This is a genomic window from Ruegeria sp. CH10 (assembly GCF_056537125.1).
In genome coordinates this window covers 1-13,434 of record NZ_JBQFQY010000004.1, presented here as the reverse complement: position 1 = coordinate 13,434, position 13,434 = coordinate 1, and the positions used below count along the sequence as shown (strand labels likewise).

General features: G+C 58.7%; 13 protein-coding genes. 8 read left to right on the top strand and 5 right to left on the bottom strand.

The annotated features are described in order from the left end of the window. Positions 1-177: 177 nt before the first annotated feature. Positions 178-585: a fluoride efflux transporter FluC gene (locus tag ACRZ94_RS12990; protein ID WP_480653965.1), complete on the top strand. Its 408-nt coding sequence runs from the start codon at positions 178-180 to the stop codon at positions 583-585. Further along, on the top strand, positions 582-947 hold the full coding sequence (locus tag ACRZ94_RS12985) for a fluoride efflux transporter FluC (RefSeq protein WP_480653963.1): 366 nt from the start codon (positions 582-584) through the stop codon (positions 945-947). The genes ACRZ94_RS12990 and ACRZ94_RS12985 overlap by 4 nt, the downstream gene beginning before the upstream one ends. Before the next feature lie 50 nt (positions 948-997). Here the strand turns inward: ACRZ94_RS12985 and ACRZ94_RS12980 are convergent, their stop codons facing one another. Genes ACRZ94_RS12980 through ACRZ94_RS12965 form a run of 4 tightly spaced genes read right to left on the bottom strand, consistent with a single transcriptional unit; the run spans position 998 to position 4,914 of the window. Further along, positions 998-1,324, bottom strand: coding sequence for a cytochrome o ubiquinol oxidase subunit IV (locus tag ACRZ94_RS12980; protein WP_480653961.1), 327 nt, complete (start codon positions 1,322-1,324; stop codon positions 998-1,000). Further along, positions 1,317-1,949, bottom strand: a complete 633-nt coding sequence (locus ACRZ94_RS12975) for a cytochrome c oxidase subunit 3 (RefSeq protein WP_480653959.1) — start codon at positions 1,947-1,949, stop codon at positions 1,317-1,319. The genes ACRZ94_RS12980 and ACRZ94_RS12975 overlap by 8 nt, the downstream gene beginning before the upstream one ends. Next, entirely contained in the window at positions 1,946-4,030 is a 2,085-nt protein-coding gene (locus ACRZ94_RS12970) for a cbb3-type cytochrome c oxidase subunit I (protein ID WP_480653957.1), read from the bottom strand. Before ACRZ94_RS12970 ends, ACRZ94_RS12975 begins: the two co-directional genes overlap by 4 nt. Beyond that, the gene (locus ACRZ94_RS12965; RefSeq protein WP_480653955.1) at positions 4,027-4,914 is read right to left on the bottom strand and encodes a cytochrome ubiquinol oxidase subunit II family protein; all 888 of its coding nucleotides are present in this window, start codon (positions 4,912-4,914) and stop codon (positions 4,027-4,029) included. The genes ACRZ94_RS12970 and ACRZ94_RS12965 overlap by 4 nt, the downstream gene beginning before the upstream one ends. A gap of 250 nt (positions 4,915-5,164) precedes the next feature. On the opposite strand from ACRZ94_RS12965, the gene ACRZ94_RS12960 reads away from it, so the two are divergent. Further along, complete coding sequence (locus tag ACRZ94_RS12960; protein WP_480653954.1) at positions 5,165-6,397, top strand: lytic murein transglycosylase; 1,233 nt, start codon at positions 5,165-5,167, stop codon at positions 6,395-6,397. Positions 6,398-6,452: 55 nt separating this feature from the next. Here ACRZ94_RS12960 and ACRZ94_RS12955 read toward each other — a convergent pair whose 3' ends face one another. Further along, positions 6,453-6,689, bottom strand: a complete 237-nt coding sequence (locus tag ACRZ94_RS12955; protein ID WP_480797517.1) for a hypothetical protein — start codon at positions 6,687-6,689, stop codon at positions 6,453-6,455. Between the two features lie 111 nt (positions 6,690-6,800). Here ACRZ94_RS12955 and ACRZ94_RS12950 point away from each other — a divergent pair, with 111 nt between their 5' ends. The 5 genes from ACRZ94_RS12950 to galU all read left to right on the top strand — a co-directional run bounded on the left by ACRZ94_RS12950 (position 6,801) and on the right by galU (position 13,346). After that, entirely contained in the window at positions 6,801-8,429 is a 1,629-nt protein-coding gene (locus tag ACRZ94_RS12950; RefSeq protein WP_480653950.1) for a peptide ABC transporter substrate-binding protein, read from the top strand. 66 nt (positions 8,430-8,495) lie between these two features. Then, positions 8,496-9,419 (top strand): oligopeptide ABC transporter permease OppB, encoded by a 924-nt coding sequence (oppB, locus tag ACRZ94_RS12945; protein ID WP_480797516.1) that lies wholly within the window; start codon positions 8,496-8,498, stop codon positions 9,417-9,419. A 12-nt stretch (positions 9,420-9,431) separates the two neighbouring features. Further along, the gene (locus tag ACRZ94_RS12940) at positions 9,432-10,361 is read left to right on the top strand and encodes an ABC transporter permease subunit (RefSeq protein ID WP_480797515.1); all 930 of its coding nucleotides are present in this window, start codon (positions 9,432-9,434) and stop codon (positions 10,359-10,361) included. 1 nt (position 10,362) lies between these two features. Beyond that, a complete protein-coding gene (locus tag ACRZ94_RS12935) occupies positions 10,363-12,168 on the top strand; it encodes an ABC transporter ATP-binding protein (protein ID WP_480797514.1) in 1,806 nt (601 codons plus the stop codon). A 284-nt stretch (positions 12,169-12,452) separates the two neighbouring features. Beyond that, positions 12,453-13,346: a UTP--glucose-1-phosphate uridylyltransferase GalU gene (gene galU, locus ACRZ94_RS12930; RefSeq protein ID WP_480653942.1), complete on the top strand. Its 894-nt coding sequence runs from the start codon at positions 12,453-12,455 to the stop codon at positions 13,344-13,346. Positions 13,347-13,434: the final 88 nt, after the last annotated feature.

Below are 13,434 nucleotides of genomic sequence, written 5' to 3'. Positions count from 1 at the left end.
CGCCAAACCAGCTTGGTGCAAGGGTGGATCAGTTCAGCGTTTGATTGCAAGCGTTTGTGCTGTGCCTCACGCAATTGGGCGGGGTCGTGAGAATAGGTCTGAATCTGGCGGCTGTTGATCCGGCGGGCGGCAAAATGTATGCCAAAACAAAGGCGAAGCAGGACAGGATGATTGGCCGTGACACAGACCCGACCCTCTGTCCGCACCACAGTGTTAATGTTCGTTGCCGTTTTTGCGGGTGGCGCTGCGGGGTCGCTGCTGCGCGAGGCGTTCTCGGCGCAAATACCTGGCGCCGCGGTGCTGACGGCCACGTTCGGTATCAATGTCATCGCCTGTTTCGTCCTGGGATGGTTGTATGCGATACGTCACCGGGTGCATGCCCATGTACTGCATCTTGGGGCCGTCGGATTCTGCGGAGGGTTGTCCACCTTTTCATCCTTTGTTGCCGAACTGGACCGAATGGCCCAGACGCATCTCTGGACAGCAATCTCTGCCGCCACCGCAGAGATCATCGCGGGTCTGGCTGCGGCTGTCTTGGGTGAGGCTATCGGGCGCCGCCTGCACCGGGAAAGGTCCGCAGAATGAGCGATCTTTACCTGCACGCCATGTTCGGTCTGGGCGGCGGTCTGGGCGCGGTGCTGAGGCATTGGATCGCCCTGCGGGTTCATCACAGCCTGCCCTTTGCCACCCTGATCGTGAATGTTCTGGGCAGCCTGCTATTAGGGCTATGGATCGGGTATCTTGGTGGCGCCGTGGACCTGACTGCGCAGGAGCAGCGTCTGGTCTTTGGATTTTGCGGCGGGTTCACCACGTTTTCCAGCTTTGCCTACCAGTCGTTAGAGTTGCAGCGCGAACGAACGATCCTGTTTGCGGCGGGGAACATCCTGCTTAGTTTGGGTTTGTGCTGGCTGGCGTATTGGGCGGGGTTGGTTCTGACCCGCCTATAGACCGGCGCTGGGGCCTTGATCGGCTTAGCGTTCGCGAACAGTCGCAGGCGTTACATCGGATAAGTGTGCATCCGCACCGCCAGATTGCCCATGATCCAAACCGTTCCCAGAATGATGATGAGGATCACCAGAGTGGAAAACAGCACCAGATCCAGGTCCTCACGGCTGCTGCGACGGCGGTCGATATGCAGGAAATAGACCAGCTGCACGATCAGCTGCGCCAAACCCAGTAAGGCGATTGACAGGTAGACGCCCTTGGTCTGGAGCCCAAAGACATAGGCAATGGTAAACACGGCCGCCGTCAGTAACAGAGAGCCGCCATAGCCGACGATATACCGCCGACGCTCGCGCCGGTGCATCTCGCTGCGGTTATCCATAGGTCAGACCTCCGAAATACACGATGGTTATGATGCCGATCCAGATCAGGTCAAGAAAGTGCCAGAACAGCGCCAACCGGATCACGCGCGACATCAGCAGATCGGTCAAACCGAAAAGACGCAGCTGGATGCCAAGAACAATCAACCACAAACAGCCCGCCGCCACATGCAACCCGTGCAGGGGAACAAGGCCGTAAAAGGCAGACAGAAACCCGCTGCGCTGAGGAATGCCGCCTTTTTCCGCCATCGCCATGAAGTCGCGGATTTCCAACACCAGAAAGCTGAGACCCAGAACCAGAGTGACCCCGAACCACAACACGATCCGCCTGCGCGGCAGGTTGTATTTCAGCGCCAGCATGGCCAGACCCACCGTCAGGCTGCTGGTCAGCAGGATCAGGGTTTGGGCAAAGATACTGTGCAGATCGAACAGCTCATGCGGGCCCGGCCCGCCCGCCTGCGCGTCGATCATGGTGATGTAGATGGCAAACATCAGGCCGAAATAGACCAGATCGCTCATCAGGAAGACCCAGAAGCCAAAGGTCACAACCTCGGTCGCTTTATGCGCGCTGGCGTGACGGCGGCCAAGATTGATCCCCGGATAGCTATGTGTCGGCGCGCGTTTCATGTCGCCGCCTCCAGATCGGGGCGGGCCAGTCCGCGGTTTTCGGGCGCGGTCTCAGAGTCGCGGTCGACGGGCGTTGCGCTGTGCACCAGATCGAGCCACGCCTCATGCCGTTTGCGCACCTCGGCGGCCGGGATCACCTCTTCGGTATCCAGCCGGAAGGTCCACAGGATAAAGGCCAGCAGCATCAGCGCGGTTGTCAGTGCCGCCAGCCACCAGATCCACCAGACCAGTGCGAACATCCATACCCCGCTGAGAACGCACAGGATGAACCCGATCCCGGTGTTGCGGGGCATCGAAATATCCTCGTATTCCTCGGGTCTCGGATAGGCCTCCCCCCTCTCTTTCGCGGCGGCGAAATCGTCGCGTTCGGTGATCTGAGGGATAATGGCAAAGTTATAAGGCGGCGGCGGGGCAGGCGTAGACCATTCCAGCGTACGTGCATCCCAAGGGTCGCCCACCGGCACACGGGTTTTGTCTCTGTCTCGGATACTGACCCAAAGCTGAAAGACCACCGACAACAGCGCGCAAAGGATCACAAGTGCGCCCACCACGGCCACGATCATATAGGGGTGGAAACTGGGGTCCTCCCAACTGAAAGACCGGCGCGGCATCCCCATCAGCCCAACAAAGTAAAGCGGCAGGAAGGTCAGCATGAAGCCCACGGTCCAGAGCACGACGCTGATCCGGCCCCAAGTTTCGTTCAGGCGAAAACCGAAGGCTTTGGGGAACCAGTAATTATACCCGGCGAGCAGGCCAAACAGCACACCGGGCAGCAGAACGTTGTGGAAATGGGCCACAAGAAACAGGGTGTTGTGCACCTGATAGTCCACTGTGGGGTTGGCCAGGATCACACCGGACAAGCCGCCGATGACGAACAGCATCAGAAACGCCAGCCCGTACAACATCGGAACAGAAAACCGGATGCGCCCCCGATACAGCGTGGCCATCCAGTCATAGACCTTCACCCCGGTCGGAATCGCGATCAGCATGGTGGCGACCCCAAACACCGCATTGATCAGTGCGCTTTGCCCCATGGTAAAGAAATGGTGCAGCCAGACGGTGAAGGACAACACCGCAATGCACATGGTCGCAATCACCAACGAGGTATAGCCATACAGCCGCTTGGCCGAAAACGTGGCGAAAACCTCGGAATAGATGCCATAGGCGGGCAGCACCAGCAAATAGACCTCGGGGTGGCCGAACAGCCAGAACAGGTTGGCATAGTTCATCATGTTGCCACCAAGGTCGTTGGTGAAGAAATGAAAATCCAGATAGCGGTCCGCTGCCAGCATCAGCGCGGCAACGCCCAGAGGCGGCATCGCAAAAACAATCAGGATCGAGCTGCTGATGATCGTCCAGCAATACATCGGCAACCGCATGAAACCCATGCCTGGTGCCCTCAGCTTGTAGATCGTAACGGCAAAGTTGATCCCCGTCAGCGTGGTGCCGATGCCCGAGACAACAATAGCCCAGATCCAGTAATCCGGCCCCACACCAGGATTAAAGGCCGCCCCGGTATAGGGCGGGTACGCGGTCCAGCCTCCGGTCGAAAACTCACCCACCACAAGCGAGACCATCAGCATCATACCGGCTGAAACGGTCAGGCCGAGGCTGATCTGGTTCATCACCGGAAAGGCCACATCCCGCGCGCCGATCATCAGCGGGATCAGATAGTTTGCGATGCCAAATACAAACGGCACCGCCACGAAAAAGATCATGATCGTGCCATGGGTGCTGAAAAGCTCGGCAAAATGCTCGGCCTCAAGAAAGCCGTCCCCCGGCCCCGCCGCCTGTTGCGCGCGCATCACCACGCCTTCCAGCACGCCGCGCGCCAGCATGACGATGGCAAAGACAATATACATGATACCGATTTTCTTGTGATCCGCGCTGGTCAGCCAGTCACGCCAAAGCGGCCCCCACAGACGAAACCATGTCAGCAAGCCCACAACCACTACTGCCCCAAGGATCAGGATACCCCCGGCGGCATTGGCTACGATCTCATTGGCGTTGGGGGACTGGATCAGCCCGACAATCGGCAGCGCGTCCCAGCTCAGGCGGCCAAAGAAACCGGTATCGGTCATTGCTGCGCCTCCTGACCAAATGTGGCCGTGCCCGGTTGCTGTTCGACCGGCAGGGGTTGCCCACCATGATACCGGTGCAGGATCGAGTGGAACAGGTCACTGCCCTCCAACGTAAAGTACAGCGCGTTCAGCGGCATGAGTTCCGTCCCAAGCGCGGCCTGCACCTCATCGCGGTCCGTGCGCATGGCAAGCGTCCGGTAGGTCTGGTCCGTCAAGGGGATGCCATGGGCGCGGACGCTTTCGACCCAGGCGTCGAAATCCTGCGGCTGCATGGCCTGGGTCAGGAATTTCTGCTTGGTAAAGCCGCGCCCGTTATATTGCGTGTTCTCGCCCTGCATCGTTTTGGGCGTATCCGCCACCAAATGCAGCTTGGTTGTCATTCCGGGCATCGCATAGATTTGCCCGGCCAACGCCGGGATCATGAAAGACTGCATGACAGTATCCGTGGTCAGCGTCATCGCAACCTGTTGATTGACCGGAATCCCAAACTCTCCAACGGTGGCGATGCCGTGGTCGGGGTAGATGAACAGCCATTTCCAATCCAGACCCACAACCTGAACGTTCAGGGCCGGGGTCTGACCGAAATCGGCGGTATAGGGGTCCAGCCTGTGCGTGGCTTTCCACAGGTAGAACGACAGGATCGCCACGATCAGGACGGGCACGCCCCACATCGCAAACTCTAACCTTGGGGAGAAGTCCCATTTAGGCCGATATGCAGCCCTGCTGCTTTTGCGCCGCCGATAGCGCCAGGCAATCAGCGGCACCAAAAGCAGAACGGGCAGAACAGCAACCATGATCAACAGGGTCGCGCGCAGCAAATGGGTCCTTTGGATCGCCGCAATGGGCCCTTGCGGGTCCATGAAGCTGTCGCTTGCCCCTGCCATCTGTGTCCAAGCAGCGATTGTCGCACCTGCAAGCAACGCCACTGAAGGTCTGAATAAGACCACGCCTGATTGTCCTCTTCCGCCTTCTTCACGGTCAACTATCGGCAGAGTCTCGACTTTTCACAAGGGTTTTTCGGGGCACCTTCCAATGCATCTCACAGCCTTTACGCATGTCGGTGCAATGGTGCAATCAAAAGCATCGGAGCGCGATTGTTGACTTCGCAAGCTGGACCGGCGACATATTTTCATGATGCGTTGGATCCTCTTTGCCCTGAGCCTTTGCTGCTTGTCCCCCGGTGCCCATGCGCAGGACCGTGATGCGGTCGAGCGTCAGTTTCAGGTATGGCTGCAAAACACGGTCTGGCCTCAGGCCAGAGCCAAGGGCGTTTCGCGCGCAACGATGAACCGGGCCTTTGATGGTGTGACGCTGAACTGGAAACTGCCCGATCTCGTACCGCCGGGCACGTCATCCCAAGTGCCAAAGCGGCAGAAACAGGCGGAATTCGGCGCGCCGGGCCGATATTTCAACGCGGGCTCCGTTCAGGGGGCGACCTCGGTCGGACGACAGATGGCGCGACGCCATGCGGCCACCCTGGCGCAGGTCGAAGCGCAAACGGGTGTCCCCGGCCGTATCATTCTGGCGATATGGGGGCGTGAGAGCGGATACGGACAGGTGCCCATTCGCCACAACGCCTTTCAGGTTTTGGGCACCAAAGGGTTCATGAGCACCCGCGCGCCATATTTCACCGATGAACTGATCGCCGCCTTGCAAATCGCCGAGGCCGGACATGCCCCGCCCGGTAAGATGAAAAGCAGCTGGGCCGGGGCTTTGGGGCAGCCGCAATTCATGCCCTCGAACTACTTGACCTATGCAACTGACGGCAATGGCGACGGCGCAGCTGACATTTGGGGATCGCCTGAGGATACCATCGCCTCAATCGGGCATTTCCTGTCGCAACACGGCTGGGTAACCGGTCGCGATTGGGGGTTTGAGGTGCAGGTCCCGGCATCGGTGTCCTGCGCGCTGGAGGGGCCGGATCAAGGCAGGCCAATACAGGACTGGGTTGCGATGGGTGTGCAACGGGTATCGGGCAGGCCATTTCCGAAACACGAATTGTCCGGGACGGGTTTCCTGATGATGCCCGCCGGGCGGCACGGGCCGGCTTTCATCGTCACGCCAAATTTCTACGTCCTGAAAGATTACAACAAAAGCGATCTCTATGCGTTGTTCGTCGGCCATGTCGGCGACCGTATTCAATATGGCGTCGGTGATTTCTCTGCCTCTTGGGAGAGTGTCGGCACTTTGTACCGGTCCGATATAGCCCGGATGCAACGGGCATTGGAAAAGCAGGGACATGATGTTGGCGGAGCCGACGGCTTGCCGGGTTACAAAACCCGTCGATCGATCGGACGCTGGCAACAGGGCACGGGCCAGACACCAACCTGTTTCCCCAAAAGCGGAATGAGAAGCGTTCTGAAATAACGGCGATTCGCCCCTGCCCTTGCGTCATCTTGACGGCCAAGACCGCCCCAAGGGGTCAAGCGCTAGATGCAACCTTCACGAAAGTGTCAAGAAGTCCGCCAGTTTCATTATTATATTTCGGCAGACCCGATGTTTCATTCACAATTCGCCAGTTGCCCGCCAATATCCAGGCAAAGGCTTTAACCTTTTTTGAAATAATGCCACCTTCGGCGTCAGTGAAAGGCAACTTTCGCAAATCATTCCCGACTGCAAACGGAAAGACTGCGACGCGGTGTTCATTGCGATCTGGCAAAGCAACATTCGAAACTATCCCGGTCTCGCTCTGGGTCGGACAAACATGGTGACCAGCCGTCATCCTGAACGGATGCGCGTGGGTAACCTTTAGAAATGGGAGTTCCATAATATGAACAAATACATTCGAACATCGCTGGCGGGGCTATTGGCCTCAACCATGATTACCGGTGCCGCATTTGCCGCCGGCACGCATCCCGAAACCGGCGAGGCACTGGCGGATGACCAGACATTTATTTATCGCCTGCTGGATGAAACTACGTCTTTTGATCCGCAGATCGTTGAGGATGTGGACGGGTCCGACATCGTGCGAGACCTGTTCGAAGGTCTGATGAACCAGGATGCAGACGGCAATCTGGTGCCGGGTGTGGCAACTGGCTATACCGTGAATGACGGCAAAGACGTCTACACTTTCACCCTGCGTGACGATGCCAAATGGTCGAATGGCGACCCGGTGACGGCTGGCGATTTTGTCTTCGCGTGGAAGCGCGCCGTCGATCCCGAACTGTCCTCGCCCTACGCATGGTTCATGGAGCTGATGTCGATCGAGAACGCCTCGGCCATCATCGCAGGCGAAAAACCGGTGGATGAGCTGGGCGTGACCGCCATCGACGATCACACGCTCGAGGTCAAGCTGAGCACCCCCCTGCCCTATTTCCCGCAGATGACCACGCACACCACGACCTTCCCTGCCCCGCAGAAGGTCATCGAAGAGTTCGGCAACGCCTGGACCAAGCCGGAAAACATCGTCTCGAACGGCGCCTATGTTCTGACCGAGCATCTGCCGCAGGAACGCTCGACCCGCGAGCGCAACGAGATGTACTGGGACAACGACAACACCATCCTCGACAAGGTCGTGGCGCTGGTGATCAACGATGAAAACGTGGCCCTGACCCGCTATCTGGCAGGTGAGCTGGACCGCACCGATGTGCCCGCCGGTCAGTTCCCGCGCCTGCAGCAAGAACACCCGGACGAGGCCATCAGCTTCCCCCGTCTGTGCAACTACTATTACACGTTCAACGTGTCCGAGGGCGGCCCCGAAGCCTTCAAGGACCCCAATGTCCGTCAGGCGCTGTCGCTGGCCGTAGACCGCGCGATCATCACCGAAAAGGTTATGGCAGGCGGTCAGCCGCAAGCTTACACCTTTGCCCCCGAAGCCACCGCAAACTTCACCGTGCCCGAAGTGGAAATGGCATCGATGAGCCAGCCCGAGCGCGATGAGCTGGCCAAGGAACTGCTGGCCGAGGCAGGCTATGGCCCCGACAATCCGCTGAGCTTTGAGATGGTCTACAACACCTCGGAGGCGCACAAGAAGGTCGCCGTGGCGCTGAGCCAGATGTGGAAGCAGAAACTGGGCGTCAACGCCAACCTCGCCAACATGGAATGGAAGGTTTTCCTGGAAGAGCGCGGCAACCAGAACTTCGATCTGGCCCGTGGCGCATGGTGCGGCGACTATAACGAAGCGTCCACGTTCCTGGATCTGCTTCAGTCAGACTCCGGCTACAACGATGGCAAATTCGCCAATGCACGCGTCGATGAGCTGCTGGCCGAGGCCAAAACCTCGGACGATCCGGCCCCTCTGTACACCGAGGTTGAACGGATCATTGCACAGGAAACACCTGTTATTCCGATCTACCACTATGCGGGCGTCTACATGATGGACACCGATGTCGGAAACTGGCCGATCAATAACGTCGAGCAGAACTGGTACTCGAAAGACCTCTACAAACGCGCCGAGTAATCGTCTTTGAACCACGCCCTGTCCCGGTCACATCCGGGGCAGGGCCAATAAACACGGGGGCATGAAATGCTTACCTATAGTTTGCGGCGGTTGCTGGTCGCCATTCCGACGATCCTGTTGCTGATCGTCGCCTGTTTCTTTTTGATGCACACTGCGCCCGGCGGGCCTTTCACCTCGGAACGGCCCTTGCCGCCGGCGGTGCTGGCCAATATCGAGGCGCGCTACGGGCTGGACCAGCCGCTGTGGAAGCAGTTGTGGGATTACCTCTACAACATCGTTGTGCATTTCGACTTTGGCCCGTCCTTCAAGTTCAAGGATAGGGACGTCAATGACATCATCGCACAGGGATTTCCGATCTCGCTGACCTATGGCTCGCTGTCGTTTCTGGTGGCGACCGCGATTGGTGTAGGTCTTGGGATCGCGGCTGCGATCAAACACAATACATGGATCGACTATTTCGCCGTGGGTCTGGGGATCGCGGCGCAGGCGCTGCCGAACTTCATCATGGGTCCGATCCTGATCCTGACCTTTACCTTGTGGCTGGGATGGCTGCCGGGTGGCGGCTGGAACGGGGGTCAATGGCAATACCTGATCATGCCCGTCATCGCGTTGGCAACGTCCTATATGGGGTCCATCGCGCGGATCACCCGGTCATCGATGCTGGAGGTTCTGAATTCGAACTTCATCCGCACCGCCCGTGCCAAGGGTCTGCCGACCAGAACCGTGATCTGGCGTCATGCGTTGAAACCGACGCTGTTGCCCGTCGTCTCGTATCTGGGTCCGGTCTTTGTCTATGTGCTGACCGGATCGGTGTTTGTGGACATCTATTTCTCGACCGGAGGGCTTGGGCAATCCTATGTAAGCTCCGCCCTGTCGCGCGACTATGCGGTGTTGTTGGGTGTCACCATCCTGTACGGCGCGCTGACCGTGATCGTGAACCTTCTGACCGACCTGGCCTATGCCTGGTTCGACCCGAAAATCCGGTACTAAGAGGGCAGGCAAATGCTAGGAAAATCACAAAAAGCCGCCCAATTGGCCGAAGATGTCACGGACTACACGGTCATTCAGGGGCGCTCGCTCTGGCAAGACGCACGGATGCGTTTTGTGCGCAACAAGGCCGCGATGGCCAGCGTTTTCATACTGGGTCTGATCGTGCTGTTCACGATCATCGGGCCGTATTTCGCGGTCTGGAGCAACGAGGAAATCGACTGGAACGTCATGGGCGACGTGCGGGGCATGGGTATGCCCTCAATCGAAACCGGACACTTTTTCGGGGTCGATGATCTGGGGCGCGACCTCTACAGCCGCGTCATTCAGGCCACAACGACCTCACTTCTGGTGGGTCTGATCGGGGCGGCCACAGCACTGATCGTTGGCACCTGTTATGGCATCGCCGCGGGCTACATCGGCGGTCGGGTCGACAGCAGCATGATGCGCTTTGTCGACATCATGCTGGCGATTCCGGCAACCCTGATCATCATCCTGCTGCTGGTCGTGGCCGGGCGGTCGTTCTTTATGCTGTTCATCGCCCTGGGTGCGGTGGGCTGGCTAACGATGGCGCGGATCGTGCGGGGGCAGACCCTGACCCTGAAGAACCGCGAGTTCATCGAGGCCGCGCGGGCGGCAGGTGTCAGCGAATTCACCATCATGTATCGCCACATCCTGCCCAACCTGCTGGGGGTGGTGATCGTCTATGCCTCGCTTCTGGTGCCCGAGATGATCCTGACCGAAAGCTTTATCTCATTCCTCGGGCTGGGCATTTCGGAACCCTATACATCCTTGGGGCGTCTGATCGCCGAAGGGGCGGGCACGATGGCCTATGGCACCCTGTGGCAATTGATGTACCCGCTGGCATTCTATGTCGCCATCATCATCTCGATGTTCTTCATCGGCGATGGTTTGCGTGACGCTCTGGACCCGAAGGATCGCTGATATGAGCCTGTTTTCCATAAAAGACCTGAGCGTCCAGTTCGACACACCCGATGGCGTGGTCGAGGCCGTCAAAGGCATCAGTTTCGACATCAATCCCGGCGAATGTCTTGGGATCGTGGGCGAAAGCGGATCCGGCAAAAGCCAGACCTTCATGGCCGCGATGGGATTGTTGCCGCCCGCGGGGCGGGCGTTGGGATCGGCCATGCTGAATGGCAAGGAAATCCTGAACCTGCCGGTGGGCAGGCTGAACAAGATCCGCGGCTCGGACGTCGGGATGATCTTTCAGGACCCGCTGACCGCCCTGACCCCGCATCTGCGGATCGGGCAGCAAATGCGCGAAGTGCTTCAGGTACACGAAGGGCTGCAAGGTTCTGCCGCGCGCGAACGCTGTCTGGAATGGCTGGACCGCGTCCGCATTCCCGAAGCCAAACGGCGCCTGGATCAGTATCCGCACGAGCTGTCGGGCGGCATGCGTCAGCGCGTGATGATCGCCATGTCGATGCTGTGCAATCCCAAGCTACTGATCGCGGATGAACCCACAACCGCGCTGGACGTGACCGTTCAGGCCGACATTCTTGACCTGATGGTCCGCTTGCAAAAGGACGAAGGCACCGCGATTGCCCTGATCACCCATGACATGGGCGTGGTCGCCCGCATGTGTGACCGTATTCAGGTCATGCGCCTTGGTCAGTTTGTCGAGGCCGGAGACACGCGCGAAATATTCCGCGCACCGCAGCATGCCTATACCCGCACCCTGCTTGAAGCGATGCCCCGCATCGATGCAGGCGACGCGCCCAAGGCGTTGGACAAGGTCGACGACCCGCTGCTCAAGGTCGATGACGTCAAGGTTCACTTTCCGATCCACGTCAAAGGCGGGCTGTTCGGGCGCAAAGTGCCTCTGAAAGCCGTGGATGGTGTCAGTTTTGACATCCGCAAGGGCGAAACGCTGGGCGTAGTGGGCGAATCCGGCTGCGGCAAGTCCACGCTGGCCCGCGCCGTGTTGCAGCTGATCGAACCCAGCGCGGGCAATGTCAGCTGGCTGGGACATCCCATTGTCGGGCTAAAACGCCATGAGCTCAACAAGTACCGCAAGGACCTGCAGATCGTGTTCCAGGACCCGCTGGCCAGCCTTGATCCGCGGATGACCATCTCGGCCTCGATCGCGGAACCCCTGAAAACCTACCGTCCCGATCTGACTGATCGGGAACGCAAGGACATGGTCGCGCAGATGATGGAGCGGGTCGGGCTGAAATCCAACATGATCAACCGCTACCCGCATGAGCTGTCTGGCGGTCAGAACCAGCGTGTCGGCATCGCCCGGGCGATGATCAACAAACCCAAGCTGATCATCTGTGATGAGGCGGTCTCGGCGCTGGACGTGTCGATTCAGGCGCAAATCGTGGAATTGCTGCGTGAGTTGCAGCAGGAATTCGGGCTGTCGATGATCTTCATCAGCCACGACCTGTCCGTAGTGCGCGCGGTGTCCAACCGGATCATGGTTCTGTATCTGGGCCGGATCGTCGAGTTGGGCGATGGTGAGGTGATCTGCTCTGATCCGATCCACCCCTACACCAAATCGTTGATCTCGGCCGTGCCGATCCCCGACCCGGATGTCGAACGGACCCGGCAGCGTCTGAAACTGCCTGGCGAGCTGCCCTCGCCCATGGATCCCAAAGCGGCGCTGCGGTTTCTGCCCAGCCGTTTGGCGCATGGCGACACCGATTACGTGCCGCAACTGGCCGAAATCAGACCGGATCATTTCGTGGCCGAACATGACCCGTTAGAGACCATCATGAACGGGGCCTGATCGCCCTATCCCCCCGGGGCTTGTTCGCGGGCTTTGGGGGGACCAGATTTGGACTGACATAATTTCGGCCGCCCAATCCGCCCGAATTTATGGCAATGCCTAAAAAACTTGCAGAGTCCCGCCGTCGGCCCGTTGATCGTTTTGACTCTCGCCCGTTGGGGTGGCACGATCTTTGGAACCGGCAGCGCACAACCCCGGCGGCATTGAAACTTCACGCCGCAGGTCCTAAGAGGGCGCGTTAGAAAAACGCTGTCAAACATTACTTTAGTAGCTTGAGAGGTTATATGGCACGCAAGGTCACAAAGGCGATCTTCCCCGTCGCGGGGCTGGGAACACGTTTCCTGCCTGCAACAAAGTCGGTGCCGAAAGAGATCATGACACTGGTTGATCGTCCGCTGGTGCAATACGCCATCGACGAGGCGCGCGCCGCCGGCATCACCGAGTTCATCTTTGTCACCTCACGCGGCAAATCCGCTTTGGAAGACTATTTTGACCACAATCTGGTCCTTGAGCAGGAATTAAAGAACAAGGGCAAAGACCAGCTACTGGAAACGCTGAGCGCGACCAACATGGAAAGCGGCGCGATTGCCTATATCCGCCAGCACAAGGCGTTGGGTCTTGGGCATGCTGTCTGGTGCGCCCGTCGCCTGATCGGAGATGAACCCTTTGCCGTAATGTTGCCCGATGACGTGATCGCAGCTGAAAAACCCTGCCTGCAGCAAATGGTCGAAGCCTATGAGGAAACCGGCGGCAATATGGTCGCCGCGATGGAGGTTCCGGCCGACAAGACCAGCGCATATGGCGTGTTGGACGTGGGCGACAATATCGGCCCCGTGGTGCGCACGCGCGGCATGGTCGAAAAGCCCAAACCGGAAGAAGCTCCGTCAAATCTGGCTGTGATTGGGCGTTATATTCTTGGACCATCGGTTCTCTACAACCTCAATCAGATGAAAAAAGGCAGCGGCGGCGAAATCCAGCTGACCGACGCGATCGCAGAAGACATTGGCAACGGTGTTCCGGTCTTTGGCTACAAGTTTGATGGCCAGCGCTTTGACTGTGGCTCCAAGGCGGGTTTCCTGCAAGCCACGGTGGCCTTTGCATTGGCCCGCGACGATCTGCGCGACGACCTGAGCCAGTATCTGCACGATGTCGTTGCCACGGGTCAGGCCGCACAATAGAGCGTTTCGGGTTTTACCTGAATCACTCTGTGACACGAATGTCCCGAGAACGCCGCAGGCGTGGCAGGGTATTCGTGTCTCAAGTTAA